Genomic DNA, 16,701 nt, shown 5'->3' with positions numbered 1-16,701 from the left:
ACCCGCCGGGCGCACCGCGGCCACCCGGTGGCATCGTCCCACCCGGTGCTTTGCCTATCGGCAACAGACGCCAGGCCACGCCTGCGATCGTCGCCGCCACAATCAATAAAAGCAGCCATTTCAGCCAGCCGGAATGCGCAGAGCGTAAGTGGGGAGTCATCATCGAACTCTTCAGATAAACAGAAAAAGAACATCCCGGAGGGTGCGGAATACTTAAGCGGGTGCCCGGCGTGGCCGAGGGTGCTGGCGCAAATCTGCCAGCATGAAAACCACCCGCCGGGGCCTCACGGCGGGCATTATCGGCGAAATGTTACGCGCCTTTCTATCGGCAAACGGTAAGGGTTTCGTTAAGAACAATGATGATGTTGACGGCACGCTCAGGCGGGAAAAATGCGCGTCGGTACGCTCTGCCTGGTACAGGCAAAAAAAACCCACGCATCTGCGTGGGTTGGTGCAATAACAGGGTAATCACTGCCGAAGCGGTGTTGTTTTCACACCCATCAATACCTCTGGGACCTCTATCCTCGCACTGTTTCGTGCCGCAGCAACAGAGGGAAAACGCAACCGAATTCGGGGAAGTGCAACGAGGTGTGAATATCTCTTACGCCTTGCTTACACTCTGATTTTATTCAGATTTATCTTAATTACTGGCGGCGACTGCGCTGTAAATCGCATCCGGCGCAATGTTCATGTGCTTCAGCACCGGTCCCATGATGTTGCCAAATACCGGCGCGGCCACCGAGCCACCGAAGTGATCGCCAGCGGTCGGATGGTTAATCATCACCACCAGCGCCACTTCGGGGTGACTGGCTGGCGCGATACCGGCCGTATAGTTGACGTAACCGCCATCATATTTGCCGCTGTTACCCATCTTCTCGGCGGTACCGGTTTTGGTCGCCAGACGATAGCCCGGCACCGCGGCTTTTAACCCGGTCCCGCCCGGCAACACGTCGCTTTCCAGCATGTGGACCACCTCTTTCACCGTTTCCGGATTCGCCACCTGCTTGCCCAGTACCGGCGGCGTGACCCGGGTAATCGACAGCGGACGGTAGATGCCGTAAGAGCCAAGGGTGGCGTATTCACGCGCAATCTGCAGCGGCGTGACGCGCAGGCCGTATCCAAAGGAGAACGTGGCCCGCTCGATGTCCGCCCAGCGGGTACGGTGCAACGGGAAGTAACCCACGCTCTCGCCGGTTAAGCCTAAACCGGTGGGTTTACCCAGGCCAAACGCGTGGTAAGTATTCACCAGCGCCTCTGCCGGCATCGCCAGCGCGATGTGGGAAACCCCGATATCGCTCGACTTCTGCAGGATGCCGGTCATGGTCAGGCGCGGCCAGTGACCGACGTCGCGGATCAGGTGGCCGTTAACCCGGTATGGCGTGGTATCGATAACTGAATCCGGCCGCACCAGATGACGCTCCAGCCCTTCCATCACCACCAGCGGCTTCACCGTGGAACCGGGTTCATAACTGTCGTTAATCGCCGCGTTACGCATCTGGGCGGGCGTAGCGCCATCATAGTTATTGGGGTTGAACGACGGATAAGAAGCCATCGCCAGAATTTCGCCGGTATCAATCTTCACCAGCACCGCTGCGCCGGAGTCCGCCTTGTTCAGCAGCACGCCGTCGCGCAGTTTGCTATAGAGCGTATATTGATCGTATTTGTCGATGCTGAGCTGCACCGTCGGCGGCTGCGTCGGCGGCTGGTAGTTGATCATCGCGATGATGTGGCCCGCAGCGTCCTGGCGATAAACCTCTTTGCCCGGCTCGCCCTGTAACACCTTGTCAAAGCCCTTCTCCAGCCCGTTAAGGCCGACGTTATCCGCGCCGACGATACCAATCAGCGGCGCCGAGGCTTCACTCATCGGGTAGAAACGGCTGTCGTCGTAGACCTCACTGATGCCTTTCAGCTTCAGCTCTTTAATATCTTTGGCGATACCCAGTTCGATTTTACGTCCCAGATAGAGAAAGCGGCGTTTCGGATTGGCGGTGATCTGCGCAGCGAGTTGCTCCGGACGGGTATTCAGCGCGGCGGCGAGATAGGCCCATTTAGCACTGGTAAAGTCGGGGTTGCTCTCCAGCACCCGTAGCGGATCGGCGATCACATCGCGCGACGGTACGCTAAGCGCCAGCGCTTCGCCGTTACGATCCAGCAAGGTGCCGCGGCTGGTGGGCAGCGTGACGGTGCGCAGCGATCGCTGATCGGCTTCGTGCTCCAGCATCGGCTGGTTAAGGAATTGCAGATCGGCAACGCGCGCCAGCAGTACCACCATGCAGGCCAGCACGCCGAGGCAGATCAGGCGAAAGCGAAAAGGGTTAAACGGGGCTTTGATCTGGTCTTTTCCCAGTAGTTTTTTAATCCGGGGCATGGCAATCCGCTGCGCTAAAAAGAGAAAAAGAGGGCTGAAGTCAGCAGTTATAAAGAAAGCGCTGACCGGATAACAGGAAAACTGTGTATCAGTTCGTTATCGGCCGCTGAATGGCGGACAAAAAAAACCTGCGCATCTGCGCAGGTTGGTGTAATCAAGAAAATCTATTGATGTTCACCCATCAATACCTCTGGGACCCTGACTGTAGCAAGCGGGCTTAATCGGCTGCTATCGCGCAAACGCAACAGTTACCGGCAAAGTGTAACCAGCCATGAGATCCTTACGCTATTTTGCAATCCTGATGTTTTTTGATTTCTACCAGGCAACTCATGGCGTTAGGTCCCTGAGTCAGGGACGAGGTCCCGATATCGAGCGTCAGCACGTTGGGATTGCCTGCGCGATCCCAGGGCTGCCACGCCTGACCAAAGCCGGGATCAAACCAGGCGCCGGTGGCGATAATCACCACGCCCTGCGTCAGGCCATCGGTCAGGCGTACGCCCGCCAGCATCACGCCGCGCGCGTTGCTGACCTCAATCTCGTCACCGTCTACGATACCGCGCGCCGCCGCATCCTGCGGATGCATATAGAGCGTCTCGTGACCGGCGGTTTTATTGCCCTGTACCGTTTCGGTAGCATCGAGCTGACTGTGCAGCCGGTCTGAGGGCTGGATCGAGATCATGTGCAGCGGATAGTCGCGGCCGATCGGCGCACCCAGCCACTCCTGCGGCTCGCGCCACTCCGGATGACCGGCAAAATCATCAAGCTGGTAGTCGGCAATCGTCTGGCTGAACAGCTCGATCTTACCGCTGGCGGTGTTGATCGGGTTGGCCTGCGGATCGGTGCGGAACGCATCCATAAAGACGTAAGGTTTACCGCCCTGGGGGATCTCGACAAAGCCGCGCTGCCAGAACGCCTCAAACTCCGGGAAATCGATGCCTTTGCGCTGGTGCGCCACGGCGCACTGCTGGTAGAGATGCGCAATCCACTGCATCTCGTTGCGCCCTTCGGTGAAGGTGTCACGGTAGCCAAGACGCTCCGCCAGATCGGCAAAGATATCGAAGTCATTGCGCGCCTGATGCTGCGGTTTGATCGCCTGATGCATCGCCAGCACAAAGCGGTCACGTGACGATCCGCCAATGTCGTTGCGCTCCAGCGTGGTGGTGGCGGGCAGGACGATATCGGCCATCTGCGCCGCTGGCGTCCAGACAATGTCCTGCACCACCACGGTATCAGGCCGCTGCCAGCCCGCCACCAGCCGGTTGAGCTGCTGATGATGATGGAACGGATTACCGCCCGCCCAGTGCACCATATGAATGTCAGGATAGTGCAGCGTCTCGCCCTGGAAGCTGTAGGGCTGGCCGGGATTGAGCAGCATATCGCTGATACGCGCCACCGGAATCGACAGGCCGGACGGATTGGGTCCGGTGCTCATCATCGGTGCCGGCCCCTCCTGGCGCGGGTTGCCAACGCTGTTCATCGATCCGTGACCAAAGGAGAAGCCCGCACCCGGCAGACCAGGCTGGCCGAGCATCGATGAGAGGGCAATCATCATCCAGTAGGGCTGCTCGCCACGATGGGCGCGCTGAACCGAATAGGAACAGGTAATAAAGCTGCGTTTGCCGATCAGCTGCTGTGCCAGTTGCACGATGCGGTCAGCCGGGATGCCGGTGATGTGGCTGGCCCAGCCGGCGGTTTTCGCCACGCCATCCGACTCGCCCAGCAGGTAGGCGCGCAGTTGCGGCCAGCCGGTGCAGTGGCTGGCGAGAAACGCCTCATCCACCGCATTGCGCTGAGCGATCTCATAACCCAGCGCCAGCATCAGTGCCACGTCAGTATTCGGGCGAATCGGTATCCATTCAGCGTTAACGAACGCCGGGCAGTCATCGCGCATCGGGCTGATATTGATCACCGGCGTGCCTTTGGCTGCCAGCTGCTCAAGCGCCGGTTTCAGGCTGTGCTGCCCGGCACCGCCCGAGGCGACCTGGGCGTTCTTCAGCGCCAGTCCGCCAAAGGCGACAAAAATTTCCGCGTGTTCCACCACTTCCGGCCAGTCGGTGACGCGACCGGTCAGCGGCATATAGGTGCCAATCACATAGGGCAGAAAAAATTGCGCCGCGCCCCAGCTGTAGTTGCCCTGCTGATCGACGCCGCCGCCGCCCTGAAAATAGAAACGGCGAATCAGGGTGCGGGCATGGTTCACCCGTCCGGCGGATGACCAGCCGTACGAGCCATTGAAAATGCCCGAGGCACCGTAACGTTCGCGGATGCGGCGGTTTTCCTCCGCCACCAGATCGAGCGCGGTCTCCCAGTCAACGGCGACAAAATCTTCCCGGCCACGCAGCGTGCGATCGCTATTTTCGCGTGACTTCAGCCACGAGCGTCGCACCATCGGCTGGCGAATGCGTTTATCGGAGTAGACCAGTTCAGGAATGGTGTTGATCATCGGCGAGGGATCGGCATCAGCGAAAAAGGGTTCGCACCCGATCAGGCGATCGTTTTCAGTGACGGCGGTGAAGGCGCCCCAGTGCGCCAGATGTGGCACTTTGGTTTTCATCGTTGTTTTTCACGGCAGAGAGTGGGGAATAATCAGCATACCATGCCGTGCGGTCTTCACAGAAGACGTGCCGGAGAGCCTGGTTTCGCCGCCTTTTGCGACGACGCTGGCATTCTGCTGGCTTGATGTGGCGGCCCTTTTCCGTAACACTGATGCGATGTGTAAACGTTTTCCCCGGAAGCAGGTAAACGCATGGCTACCATAAAGGATGTTGCCCGACTGGCTGGCGTTTCTGTCGCCACGGTCTCCCGTGTAATCAATAATTCTCCCAAAGCCAGCGACAGCTCGCGCCAGGCGGTTGGCCAGGCGATGGAGCAACTTCAGTATCACCCAAACGCCAATGCGCGCGCACTGGCACAACAATCGACCGAAACGCTCGGGCTGATTGTGGGTGATGTTTCAGACCCGTTTTTTGGCGCGATGGTCAAAGCGGTCGATGAAGTGGCAGGTAAAACCGGCAACTTTTTGCTGATTGGTAACGGTTACCACAATGAGCAAAAAGAGCGGCAGGCGATTGAACAGCTGATGCGTCACCGCTGCGCGGCGCTGGTGGTGCACGCCAAGAAAATCCCGGATGCAGAACTGGAACAGTTAATGAAGCAGGTACCAGGCATGGTGCTGCTTAACCGCCTGATAAAAGGCTTCGAAAAGCGCTGTATCGCACTCGACGATCGCTACGGCGCCTGGCTGGCGACCCGCCATCTGATCCAGCAGGGTCATCAGAATATCGCCTTCATCTGTTCAACCCACACCATCTCCGATGCCGAAGATCGGTTGCAGGGCTATTACGATGCGCTGAAAGAGCACGGCCTGCCGTGCAGCGATCGGCTGGTCACCTGGGGCGAACCGGATGAAGTGGGCGGCGAAACGGCGATGACTGAACTACTGGGACGCGGCAAAAACTTCACCGCGGTCGCCTGTTACAACGATTCGATGGCCGCCGGTGCGCTGGCGGTGCTCAGCGATAACGGTGTACGCGTACCGGAAGAGATGTCGCTGATTGGCTTCGACGACGTGCTGGTCTCTCGTTATGTACGCCCACGACTCACCACCGTGCGTTATCCGATTATCACTATGGCGCAGCAGGCCGCTGAACTGGCGCTGGCGCTGGCTAACGACCAGCCGCTGCCGGAAGTGACCCATATGTTCAGTCCGACGCTGGTACGCCGCCATTCGGTTAGCGGTCCGGCATCGTAATGGCGCGCGGCCGCTTACGGCCGCGCCCGGCTATTTAAAGGCGCGCAGTAACCTTTCCAGCGGCCTGACCAGCGCAATCACCGTCTCATCCTGCACATCCGCCGCCGCGTCCAGCGCGGCGTGCATCTGTGCCACTTCGCTGGCACCAAACGCCTGATTACGGGCATAGGCATTGACCAGTGCGATCCCCATCCGGCTCAGTGCATCCACCTGCTGCGCGCTGTGTGCCAGCGGCTTCAGCGGATAATTCGCGTTAATCACCGGCATCACCCACGTGGTGTTAGCCTGCCAGCGCTGCAACTGATGAAGAATCGCCGCTGTCGCCGCAGCGTCCGTGCGCCTGGCAATCAGCGCAGCGACCTGTTGTTCCAGCTGACGCACCGCCTCACTTTCAGCAGGCAGCACATCAGCCAGCCGGTTTAACGGTTCATGATAATCATAATGGCCGGCCTGAAACTTCAGATGCTGACGGGTATAATACTGCGCCGGTTCCAGCACCTCGGCCAGCACCTGAAGCGGGGTGATATCGCTACGGTTCGCCAGACGCATCATCTGACGTTCCGCCTGGGCATGTTGCTGAGTGCCGACAGAGACGCTGCTCCAGCGATCCATCACCGCCAGCCGCTGATACATCTCCTCGCTATCGGTGACGTTCTGAGCGGACCACAATCGCTCGGCGACCACAAAGGCGCGCGGCCAGAGTTTGGTATCGATAATCTGGCTGTTGATATTCTCGGCCCACAGCGCCGCCTCACCACCCAGCAGATTTTGCTGCATCTGCTGCGGTGTCGGCAGGACTGGCGTCATCCCGGCTGGCACCTGCGCCAGCTTTTTGCCGGTGACCGGATAGCGCACGTTTCCGACCAGCACATAGCCGTCGAGCGCCTGAGGCTGTAGCGTGACCACCGACTGCAGCGGCCCCATCCAGCTATCCACACGAAAACGCACCTGTTGCGTCGATAACCAGTCGATCTGGCTGACCATCCGCCGCGCTTTGCCGGCAAAGTCGATAAAGCCGCGCCAGCCCTGTTGCCCCTCGATCAGGGTAAAACTGCCCTGCACCGGACTGCCTTTCAGGCGCGGCAGGGTGAACGCCCAGCTTTGCGCCTGTTCGCCCGGCTGCAGCTTATCCTGGCCATTCAGCCCCTGCGGGTAAACCTCGTTACGGTAGTGGTAGCTGGCGGGCTGGGGCTGATCGAGATAGAAGCCGGTGGAAAGGATGCCGCGCATGTTCTCTTTCGCGACCTCGCTCAGCGCATCCTGGCCCTGCCACGACTGGATCAGAATGCTGCGCGGCAGATCGGGATGGGCGATCTCATCCCAGCCCATCATCTGGCGCTGATGTTTCTCCAGGATCGTCTCCAGCCGCTGATTAAAATAAGCCTGCAGGGCATGGGCATCTTTCAGGCCGCGATCGCGCATAAACTGCTGGATGTGCGGCGATTGATTCCACTGGGTCGGATCGACCTCATCGCCGCCGATATGCAGCCAGGGATCGGGGAAGATCGTCGCCATTTCGCCGACCAGGTTATCGATCACCTGATAAACCTGTTCATTACTGGGATCCAGCAGCGGTTTAAATACGCCCCAGCCACGCTCCATCTGATAAGGACCCGGTGCGCTGATCAGTTCCGGCATCGCCACCGCCAGCGCCGAGGCATGACCCGGCAGATCCAGCTCCGGCACCACCCGCACACCGCGATCGGCAGCGTACTGTACGATGTCACGCATCTGTTGCTGGGTGTAATAGCGGCCGTCGCTGGCCTTCTGCTGAAGCTGCGGATAGCGGCTGGAGGCAAAGCGCCAGCCCTGATCGTCGGTCAGATGCCAGTGGAAGACATTCATCCGGGCAGCGGCGATGCCATCAATTTGCCGCTTCAGGGTGTCAATCGGCATAAAGTGACGCGCGCTGTCGATCAGGATTCCACGCCACGGAAAACGCGGATGGTCATCAATGGTGACGTAAGGAAGTGTGGTGCCCCGATCGCCATTCTGAATCAGCTGCAGCAGGGTTTCCATGCCACGCATCGCACCAAACCGGCTGGGTGCAGTGAGCAGCACCCCGCTGCTATCCACCTGCAGATGATAGTGCTCATCACTGTCGGGCTGTGGCAGCGGATCGACGGCGTTAGCAATCACGATGCGGATGGTCGGTTGTGCCACCGGCTGGCTGGCGGGCAACAGCGGCCAGCCGGTCTGATTGCCGATGCGCTCCAGCCAGCGCGCCTCGGCGCCTGCCAGATGATCGCCGGTAATCTGCAGCGTCAGCTGTGGTGTCAGGGTCAGCGACCCGCCGCTGGCGGGCTGTTCAACCCGCTGAGGCCACGGCATTAAGGGGAGCTTTTCAGCCTGCGCGGCTGAAACCAGCGAAATATTCATGATGCAACTTAGCGCACCACAACCAGCAATCAGAGAACGGCGTAACCACATTGGCGGGCATCCTTGTAGAGTCAATGGTTTAACACGGGCAAACCCTGATTAACGTTTTTTCGCGCTGTTAATCAAGTTAATCCATTAAGAAATTTGAACTAACGGCGGAAATAGTTAACATCCGGCGCTTTTTTCTGCCGGTTTCGTCCTTCCTTGTTGCAGGTCAAAATTCGGTGGAATAATTCGCAACAATCACTACATGTAGGGATTAGAATCCTGCGAATACCCATATGTAGTCTCTGGAGTGATAATGGCGACGGTAGTGATTAAGCGTGATGGATGCCGGACAGGCTTTGATGCACAACGTATTGAGCAAGCCGTGGCCGCTGCCGCGCGCGCGGCGGAGGTGGATGATGCGTCCTGGTGCAGGCAGGTGGCGCAGCGCGTCAGTGCGCTGCTGGCCGATCGTCAGGAAGTCGACATCCGCGAGATCCAGTGCGCGGTCGAAGAGACGCTGATGGCCGGTCCTTATCCGCAGCTGGCCCGCGCCTATATTGAATATCGCCACGATCGCGACGTTGCGCGCGATCGCCAGAGCCAGTTACACCACGCCATTCGCGGGCTGGTCGATCAGACCAATGCCGCGCTGCTGAATGAAAATGCCAATAAAGACAGCAAAGTGATCCCGACCCAGCGCGATCTGCTGGCCGGGATCGTGGCGAAGCACTATGCACAGCAGCAGATCCTGCCACGCGATGTGGTGCTGGCCCATGAACGCGGCGAGATCCATTATCACGACCTCGACTACTCGCCCTTCTTCCCGATGTTCAACTGTATGCTGATCGATCTGAAAGGGATGCTGACCAACGGCTTTAAAATGGGCAACGCCGAGATCGAGCCGCCTAAGTCGATTGCCACCGCAACCGCCGTGACGGCGCAGATCATCGCCCAGGTCGCCAGCCATATTTACGGCGGCACCACCATTAATCGGATTGATGAGGTGCTGGCACCCTTTGTTGAGCTGAGCTATCAGCGCCATTACGCCATCGCCACAGAGTGGCAGATCGCTGAGGCGGAGCAGTATGCCCGGCAGCGCACCGAAAAAGAGTGCTACGACGCCTTTCAGTCGCTGGAGTATGAAGTCAATACGCTGCACACCGCCAACGGTCAGACACCCTTTGTCACCTTTGGCTTCGGACTGGGCACGGACTGGGCAGCCCGGCTGATCCAGCAATCGATTCTGCGCAACCGGCTGGCCGGTCTGGGCAAAAAACGTAAAACCGCCGTATTCCCGAAACTGGTGTTCAGCATCCGTGAAGGGGTGAACCGCCGCGCCGGCGATGTTAATTACGACATCAAACAACTGGCGCTGGAATGCGCCAGTAAGCGCATGTATCCCGACATCCTGAATTACGATCAGGTAGTTAAAGTCACCGGATCGTTTAAGACGCCGATGGGCTGTCGCAGCTTCCTTGGCGTCTATGAAGAGAATGGCGAGCAGATCCACGAGGGCCGTAACAATATCGGGGTGATCAGCCTCAATCTGCCACGTATTGCGCTGGAGGCGGCGGGCAACGAAGCCCGCTTCTGGACCCTGCTGGATCAACGTCTTTTGCTGGCGAAGCGGGCACTGATGACCCGCGTGGCGCGGCTGGAGAAGACCAAAGCACGGGTGGCACCGATCCTCTATATGGAAGGGGCCTGCGGTGTTCGCCTCAACGCTGATGATGAAGTCGGACCGATCTTCCGCAACGGGCGGGCCTCACTATCACTGGGTTATATCGGCCTGCATGAAACCCTGAATGCGCTAAGCGGCGGGGAGCATCACCCTTATGATGACGTGGCACTGCGCGCCAAAGGCGTGGAGATTATCGCCTATCTGCGCGCCGCCACCGATCGCTGGAAAGAAGAGACCGGCTACGGCTTCAGCCTCTACAGTACCCCGAGTGAAAACCTGTGCGATCGCTTTTGCCGGCTGGATGCGGCGGAGTTTGGCGTGGTGCCCGGCGTTACTGACAAAGGGTATTACACCAACAGTTTCCATCTGGACGTCGAGAAGAAGGTGAATCCGTACGACAAAATCGACTTTGAAGCGCCCTATCCGCCGCTGGCGAATGGCGGTTTCATCTGTTACGGCGAATACCCTAATATTCAGCACAACCTCAGGGCGCTGGAGGATGTCTGGGATTACAGCTACGACCGCGTACCTTATTACGGCACCAACACCCCGATTGATGAGTGCTACGCGTGCGGTTTCAACGGCGAGTTTAGCTGCACCAGCCGCGGCTTTACCTGCCCGCAGTGTGGCAACCACGATCCGGCCCGCGTTTCGGTCACCCGCCGGGTTTGCGGCTATCTCGGCAGCCCGGATGCGCGGCCATTTAATGCCGGTAAGCAGCAGGAAGTGCAGCGCCGGGTGAAACATCTCTCTGAGGGGCCGCTGGGATGATGCATATCCATCGCTATTACGATGTGGATATCGTTAACGGGCCGGGAACACGCTGTACCCTGTTTGTCGCTGGCTGCGAGCATCAGTGCCGCGGCTGCTACAACCAGAGCACCTGGCGGCTCGACTCGGGCGTTCCCTTTACCCTGGCGATGGAAGAGCAGTTGCTGGCAGATTTGCAGGACACCCGCATCCCGCGCCAGGGGTTGTCGCTGAGCGGCGGCGATCCCCTGCATCCGCATAACGTGCCGCACATTCGCCGGCTGGTGAAGCGGGTACGACAGGAGTGTGCTGGCAAGGATATCTGGCTGTGGACCGGTTACCGGATGCAGGAGCTGAATGCGGCGCAGCGCGAGGTGCTGGATTATCTCGACGTGCTGATTGATGGCCGCTTCGTTGAAGCGGAAAAAGATCTCACTCTGCCCTGGCGCGGCAGCCGCAATCAGCGCATCTGGCCGCTACGCTGAGTGCCGCGGGATCGCGCCCGATTCAATAATGGTCACACTGTCGCCGCCCGGCGTAAAGGCCTGCTGATGCAGACAGCGCGCCACGTCCCGTGCAGTAACTGATCGCCAGTTACCCGGCAGCAGGCTGAACAGCGGCGCCATCAGACTCTCTCCGGGGCGTGTCTGCGCCCGATCCCCCAGTAATAACGAAGGTCGTACCAGCGTCAGGCGCGGCCAGCCCTGATGCCGCAGTGCATTCTCCATTTCGCCTTTAACCCGATTGTAGAAAAATGGCGAGTGTCGGTTAGCGCCATGTGCGCTGACCACCAGCATCTGTTTTGCCCCCAGCCGTAATCCGCTCAGGCCGCTGTCCACCACCAGGGTGTAATCGACGTGGATAAAAGCCTGCTTGCTGCCCGCCTGTTTGCGCGTCGTCCCGAGGCAGCAAAACACCGTATCCAGCGAGGTCTGCAACGGGCCGAGTACGTCGGTGAGATCGGCTTCAACCGGATTGACCACCTTGCGCATTGCGGGCAGCGCCCGCCGGGTCGGCGCAATGATTTCATCCACCCGCGAGTCCTCAATCAGTAAGCGCAGCAGATGCGATCCGACTAATCCGGTGGCACCAGTCAGTAATACGCGATTCATCTCAGATTCGTCCTTATTTCACTGCACACAGGTTAAAAGATAGCTGATCTATACGGCTCGGCTTGCGTTATCACTCTGAGCGGCCAGGCTTAATACGTTATTGAGGAAAGCGCCCCGGCGCTCCACACATTTAAGGAGGAAAAAATGAGCAAGAAAGTTGCGGTTTTGATTACCGATGAATTTGAAGACTCAGAATTTACCTCACCCGCCGAGAGTTACAAAGGTGCTGGCTTTGAGGTGATCACCATTGAGAAGCAAGCGGGTAACGTCGTCAAAGGTAAACAAGGCGAAGCGGAAGTGACCATCGATCGCAGCATTGATGAAGTCAGCCCGGCCGAGTTTGACGCACTGCTGCTGCCAGGCGGCCATTCACCCGACGCCCTGCGCGGTGACGATCGCTTTGTCGCTTTTACCAAAGAATTTGTCGCCAGCGGTAAACCGATCTTTGCAATCTGCCACGGTCCACAGCTGCTGATCAGCGCCAATGGCGTACGCGGCCGCAAGATGACCAGTGTCAAAGCGATTGCTATTGATCTGATAAACGCCGGTGCTGACTTCCACGATAAAGAAGTGGTGGTGGATGACGATAAGCTGGTGACCAGCCGGACGCCAGACGATCTGCCGGCATTTAATCGCGAATCCCTGCGAATCCTCGAAGCAATCTAAACCGCTGCGCCCTTCTCCTGCCGGAGAGGGGCTTCTACCCCTCCCGCACCCAGGCAATCTTCTTGCCGAAGCCCAACGCGTTATCCGTCATCTTCACTTCATCCAGCTGAATCTCCCACAACGGGGCTGACACTTTGCGTGCAATCGGGAATCGTCGCTGATAGGCGCTACGTGCCGCGCTTTCCGCTTCGCCCTCTAACCGCACGATCTGGCCGCGATACTGCACCCCTTTGATCAGCAGTACGCTTCTGGGCTGGCCGTTAACCGTGCCGGCCACCTGGGGGTTTTTCATCACCAGCAAGCCGTGGCGGGTATCCGATTCGGTCATGATCCAGAACGCCATGCGTGTTTCATCAAAGACGTAATAGCAGTTGGCGCACCACAGCTCATCATCGGCGGTACAGCAAAGAGAAAGGACGTGCTGTTTTCTGAGATAGCGAACAAGATGGGCATGGTCGGACAAGGTGATCTCCTGGCTGCGTACCGGATAGCGGCAGGCGGCGAAGCGCGCTACACTGCCTGGCACTGTTTTTCTGGAATTCATTGTGATGAGTCAGCGCTGGCAACTCTACATCGTCCGCACGGCGAAAGGGAGTCTCTACACCGGCATTACCACCGATGTCCCGCGCCGGGTGGATCAGCATCAGCGTGGGCGCGGTGCCCGCGCACTGCGTGGCAAAGGTCCGCTGGATCTGGTCTTTCACTGTGAGGCGGGCGATCGTGCCAGCGCGTCCAGACTGGAGTACCAGGTTAAGCAGCTGACCCGCCAGCAGAAGTTACTGTTAGTGGCGAGCCAGCCGGTCAGTCTGGAAAGCTGGCTGGGTGAGCCGGTTAAGGCTGACGGTTAAACGGCTCCGCGAAATCGATGCGCCCTTCCGCGCCGTCAAAAGCATTATCCGCCAGCCGATAAACCTGGAAAGCCGCTTCGCTGCCGGGCCAGCGGCTGTGCAGACCATGACGCGCCGCAGGCTCAAAGCCAAAACGGTTAAAAAACGCCGGATCGCCCAGCACTACCACGGCGCTGTAGCCAAACTCATTGAGCGTATCCAGCCCTTCATAAATCAGCTGTTTAGCGATGCCCTGACCGCGCAGGCTTTCGTCCACCGCCAACGGTGCCAGTGCAACCCAGCCGCGATCTTCGCCCTGCACGCTGACCGGACTGAATGCCGCATAGCCCAGCACCTGACCCCCTTCATCAGTGGCAACCACGCCTAAGGTCAGCAGGCCATCTTCACGCAGCGCCTGGGTCAGCTCAGCTTCGGCTGAACGATCAAAACAGCGTCGGAGTAAACTGTCGATGCCAGCGGCATCAACGCCAATTTCGGTACGAATCAACATGCAACACCCGCGCGCGCCTGTGCGGCCTTCGCGTCCTGTTTCATTCCGGCCTCGGCAAAATTCGCCATCTGCTGAATCGCCGTGCGTAATGCGGTGGGCATGGCGTCGAGTTCAATAGCATCCATTACGTTCTTCACCTCCAGTCCCAGCTCGGTGTCACCTTCAATCGCCAGTCGGCGCTGAAAGAACAGCATGTCAGGATCTGCTTTGCGTGCTGCCACCAGCAATAAGTCGTTGGCATTGCCCCGAAACCAGACATCCGCTTCGGCGTGCTGCAATACCGCCAGTCGGCCATCCTGCATCGTGGTGATCCATCGCAAATTGACATCCGCAATCTCAATACCGAGCAGGCGACCTTCCAGAAAGTCTAACTCACCTTCAGCTAAAGCATGGCGAAATTGCCAGTTCAGGAGTTGTTGCAAAAGCAACTTTTTAACCGGGAATGGGGTTAGCGCTACAGGTAAGCCTAAGATTTCAGGCGCCTTTTTCACAATCCTGGCATGTAACCGCTCTAACACTTTCTTCACTCCCTTCAGAAAATTTTACCTATATTGCCATATCCTTTTCTGCGCACCTCCTCTTAGATCAATAAAAACCCCTGACGGATGATGAAAAAAATCATCACCGGCAACGCTCAAATGGGATTTCACTGCCTCAAATCAACGTTTGTCCGCAGGCAGATGCCTAGACTCGACGCCCATCTGCATGTCGAGAGGATTACCGATGGAACTGCTCTGCCCGGCAGGAAATTTACCCGCAGTGCGCACCGCCGTAGAGAATGGCGCTGATGCGGTCTATGTGGGACTGAAAGATGACACCAATGCCCGTCACTTTGCGGGTCTCAACTTTACCGATAAAAAGCTGGCAGAAGCCGCACGCTATCTGCATCAGCATCGCCGCAAACTGCACGTGGCGATCAATACCTTTGCGCATCCGGATGGCATGGGACGCTGGCAGCGGGCAATTGACGTGGCAGCGCAAAACGGTGCAGATGCGCTGATCCTGGCAGATATCGCCACGCTGGAGTATGCCGCAACGCGCTATCCAGAGGTTGAACGCCATCTGTCGGTGCAGGCCTCCGCCACTAACCTTGAGGCGATTCGCTTTTATCACCGCCACTTCAATTTGCACCGGGTCGTGCTGCCACGGGTGTTGTCGATTCATCAGGTGAAACAGCTTGCCCGCTCAACGCCGGTGCCGCTGGAGGTGTTCGCTTTCGGCAGCCTTTGCATTATGGCGGAAGGACGTTGCTACCTCTCATCATGGCTGACCGGTGAATCACCCAACAGCGCCGGTGCCTGCTCGCCCGCGAAGTTTGTGCGCTGGCAGCAGACGCCGCAGGGCATGGAGTCACGGCTGAATGAAGTGCTGATTGATCGTTATGCCCCCGACGAAAGCGCGGGTTACCCCACCCTGTGCAAAGGCCGCTATCAGGTTAACGATCAGCGCTATCACGTACTGGAAGAACCCACCAGCCTCAATACGCTGGAACTGCTGCCGGAACTGCTGCGGGCCGGCATCGCCTCGGTGAAAATCGAAGGCCGTCAGCGCAGCCCGGCCTACGTGGCTGACGTGGCGCGCGTCTGGCGTCAGGCGATCGATCGCTGTCAGGCGCAGCCGGAACAGTTTGGGGTCACGCCAGAGTGGATGCAGACGCTGGGTGATCTGTCCGAAGGCACCCAGACCACGCTGGGCGCCTATCACCGTGAATGGCAATAAGGAGTCATGATGCAATATGCCCTGGGACCGGTGCTCTGGTACTGGCCAACTGACACGCTGGAACAATTTTACCAGCAGGCCGCGCGCAGCAGTGCGGATATCATCTACCTTGGCGAAGCGGTATGTAGCAAACGGCGCGCCACCGCCTATGCGGACTGGATGGCGCTGGCACGTGAGCTGGCGGCCAGTGGCAAACAGGTGGTGCTCAGCACGCTGGCGCTGCTGCAGTCGCCGTCAGAACTGAAAGAGCTGCAGCGCTACGTCGAAAATGGTGAGTTTCTGATCGAAGCCAATGATATTGGCACGGTGAACATGGCTGCAGAACGTCATCTGCCGTTTGTCGCCGGGCCGACGCTGAATGTCTATAACGCCGAAACGCTGCAGCTGCTGGTCAAAGAAGGCATGACCCGCTGGTGCATGCCGGTCGAGATGTCGCGTGACTGGCTGCTGCAGTTGCTGCAGCAGTGCGAAGAGCGCGGTATCCGCCAGCAGTTTGAGGTGGAGGTGCTGGGCTATGGTCATCTGCCGCTGGCGCTGTCGGCACGCTGCTTCACCGCGCGTTCAGAGAACCGGGCTAAAGATGCCTGTGAAACCTGCTGCATCAACTATCCGGCAGGTCGTCGCGTCCTGTCGCAGGAGGGTCAGCAGGTGTTTGTGCTTAACGGCATTCAGACCATGAGTGGCTACTGCTATAACCTCGGTAACGATCTGGTGGGCATGCATAACCGGGTCGATTGCGTGCGGCTCTCACCGCAGGATTGCACAACGCTGGCGGAGATCGATCGCTTCCGCGCCAATGAAAATGGTCAGGCACCGCTGATGATGGCGAAAGGCAACGATTGCAACGGCTACTGGCGCAAACTGGCGGGCATGACGCTGGCTTCCTGAGTAGAAAGCACATACCGGCTATATTCCTGCTGAGGTTAGCAGTTTTAATATAAGAAATGAT

Annotated in this window: 14 protein-coding genes; 7 read left to right on the top strand and 7 right to left on the bottom strand. The window is 58.5% G+C overall.

What is annotated here, in order from left to right:
- Positions 1-640: 640 nt before the first annotated feature.
- Together HA41_RS20590 and HA41_RS20585 are read right to left on the bottom strand one after the other, a co-directional pair.
- Positions 641-2,368, bottom strand: coding sequence for a penicillin-binding transpeptidase domain-containing protein (locus tag HA41_RS20590; protein WP_094122294.1), 1,728 nt, complete (start codon positions 2,366-2,368; stop codon positions 641-643).
- 280 nt (positions 2,369-2,648) lie between these two features.
- Positions 2,649-4,922, bottom strand: coding sequence for a molybdopterin guanine dinucleotide-containing S/N-oxide reductase (locus tag HA41_RS20585; RefSeq protein ID WP_094122293.1), 2,274 nt, complete (start codon positions 4,920-4,922; stop codon positions 2,649-2,651).
- A gap of 192 nt (positions 4,923-5,114) precedes the next feature.
- On the opposite strand from HA41_RS20585, the gene galR reads away from it, so the two are divergent.
- Positions 5,115-6,119 carry an HTH-type transcriptional regulator GalR gene (gene galR / locus HA41_RS20580; protein ID WP_094122292.1) on the top strand — a complete coding sequence of 335 codons (1,005 nt, stop codon included), beginning with the start codon at positions 5,115-5,117 and terminating at the stop codon, positions 6,117-6,119.
- A 30-nt stretch (positions 6,120-6,149) separates the two neighbouring features.
- On the opposite strand, the gene HA41_RS20575 is transcribed toward galR, so the two are convergent.
- Complete coding sequence (locus HA41_RS20575; RefSeq protein ID WP_094122291.1) at positions 6,150-8,549, bottom strand: beta-N-acetylhexosaminidase; 2,400 nt, start codon at positions 8,547-8,549, stop codon at positions 6,150-6,152.
- A gap of 250 nt (positions 8,550-8,799) precedes the next feature.
- Between HA41_RS20575 and nrdD the strand changes: the two genes are divergently transcribed.
- Together nrdD and nrdG are read left to right on the top strand one after the other, a co-directional pair.
- Positions 8,800-10,938 carry an anaerobic ribonucleoside-triphosphate reductase gene (gene nrdD / locus HA41_RS20570; RefSeq protein ID WP_094122290.1) on the top strand — a complete coding sequence of 713 codons (2,139 nt, stop codon included), beginning with the start codon at positions 8,800-8,802 and terminating at the stop codon, positions 10,936-10,938.
- Positions 10,935-11,402 carry an anaerobic ribonucleoside-triphosphate reductase-activating protein gene (nrdG, locus tag HA41_RS20565; RefSeq protein WP_094122289.1) on the top strand — a complete coding sequence of 156 codons (468 nt, stop codon included), beginning with the start codon at positions 10,935-10,937 and terminating at the stop codon, positions 11,400-11,402. The genes nrdD and nrdG overlap by 4 nt, the downstream gene beginning before the upstream one ends.
- On the opposite strand, the gene HA41_RS20560 is transcribed toward nrdG, so the two are convergent.
- On the bottom strand, positions 11,394-12,029 hold the full coding sequence (locus HA41_RS20560; protein ID WP_094122288.1) for an NAD(P)H-binding protein: 636 nt from the start codon (positions 12,027-12,029) through the stop codon (positions 11,394-11,396). The genes nrdG and HA41_RS20560 overlap by 9 nt on opposite strands.
- A gap of 144 nt (positions 12,030-12,173) precedes the next feature.
- Between HA41_RS20560 and HA41_RS20555 the strand changes: the two genes are divergently transcribed.
- Positions 12,174-12,695, top strand: a complete 522-nt coding sequence (locus tag HA41_RS20555; protein ID WP_094122287.1) for a type 1 glutamine amidotransferase domain-containing protein — start codon at positions 12,174-12,176, stop codon at positions 12,693-12,695.
- A gap of 34 nt (positions 12,696-12,729) precedes the next feature.
- Here the strand turns inward: HA41_RS20555 and HA41_RS20550 are convergent, their stop codons facing one another.
- Positions 12,730-13,158 carry a YhbP family protein gene (locus tag HA41_RS20550; RefSeq protein ID WP_094122304.1) on the bottom strand — a complete coding sequence of 143 codons (429 nt, stop codon included), beginning with the start codon at positions 13,156-13,158 and terminating at the stop codon, positions 12,730-12,732.
- 85 nt (positions 13,159-13,243) lie between these two features.
- On the opposite strand from HA41_RS20550, the gene HA41_RS20545 reads away from it, so the two are divergent.
- Positions 13,244-13,543 carry a GIY-YIG nuclease family protein gene (locus HA41_RS20545; protein WP_094122286.1) on the top strand — a complete coding sequence of 100 codons (300 nt, stop codon included), beginning with the start codon at positions 13,244-13,246 and terminating at the stop codon, positions 13,541-13,543.
- On the opposite strand, the gene HA41_RS20540 is transcribed toward HA41_RS20545, so the two are convergent.
- Both HA41_RS20540 and ubiT read right to left on the bottom strand, forming a co-directional pair.
- The gene (locus HA41_RS20540) at positions 13,527-14,033 is read right to left on the bottom strand and encodes a GNAT family N-acetyltransferase (protein ID WP_094122285.1); all 507 of its coding nucleotides are present in this window, start codon (positions 14,031-14,033) and stop codon (positions 13,527-13,529) included. The genes HA41_RS20545 and HA41_RS20540 overlap by 17 nt on opposite strands.
- Positions 14,027-14,551: a ubiquinone anaerobic biosynthesis accessory factor UbiT gene (ubiT, locus tag HA41_RS20535; protein ID WP_094122303.1), complete on the bottom strand. Its 525-nt coding sequence runs from the start codon at positions 14,549-14,551 to the stop codon at positions 14,027-14,029. Before ubiT ends, HA41_RS20540 begins: the two co-directional genes overlap by 7 nt.
- Before the next feature lie 205 nt (positions 14,552-14,756).
- Here ubiT and ubiU point away from each other — a divergent pair, with 205 nt between their 5' ends.
- On the top strand, positions 14,757-15,752 hold the full coding sequence (gene ubiU, locus HA41_RS20530) for a ubiquinone anaerobic biosynthesis protein UbiU (protein WP_094122284.1): 996 nt from the start codon (positions 14,757-14,759) through the stop codon (positions 15,750-15,752).
- Positions 15,753-15,761: 9 nt separating this feature from the next.
- Positions 15,762-16,640, top strand: coding sequence for a U32 family peptidase (locus tag HA41_RS20525; protein WP_094122283.1), 879 nt, complete (start codon positions 15,762-15,764; stop codon positions 16,638-16,640).
- Positions 16,641-16,701: the final 61 nt, after the last annotated feature.

The sequence above is a fragment of the Pantoea conspicua genome (assembly GCF_002095315.1).
Lineage (GTDB): Bacteria > Pseudomonadota > Gammaproteobacteria > Enterobacterales > Enterobacteriaceae > Pantoea > Pantoea conspicua.
The sequence above is the reverse complement of the archived record's forward strand: the minus strand, read 5'-3'. Positions and strand labels throughout refer to the sequence as shown.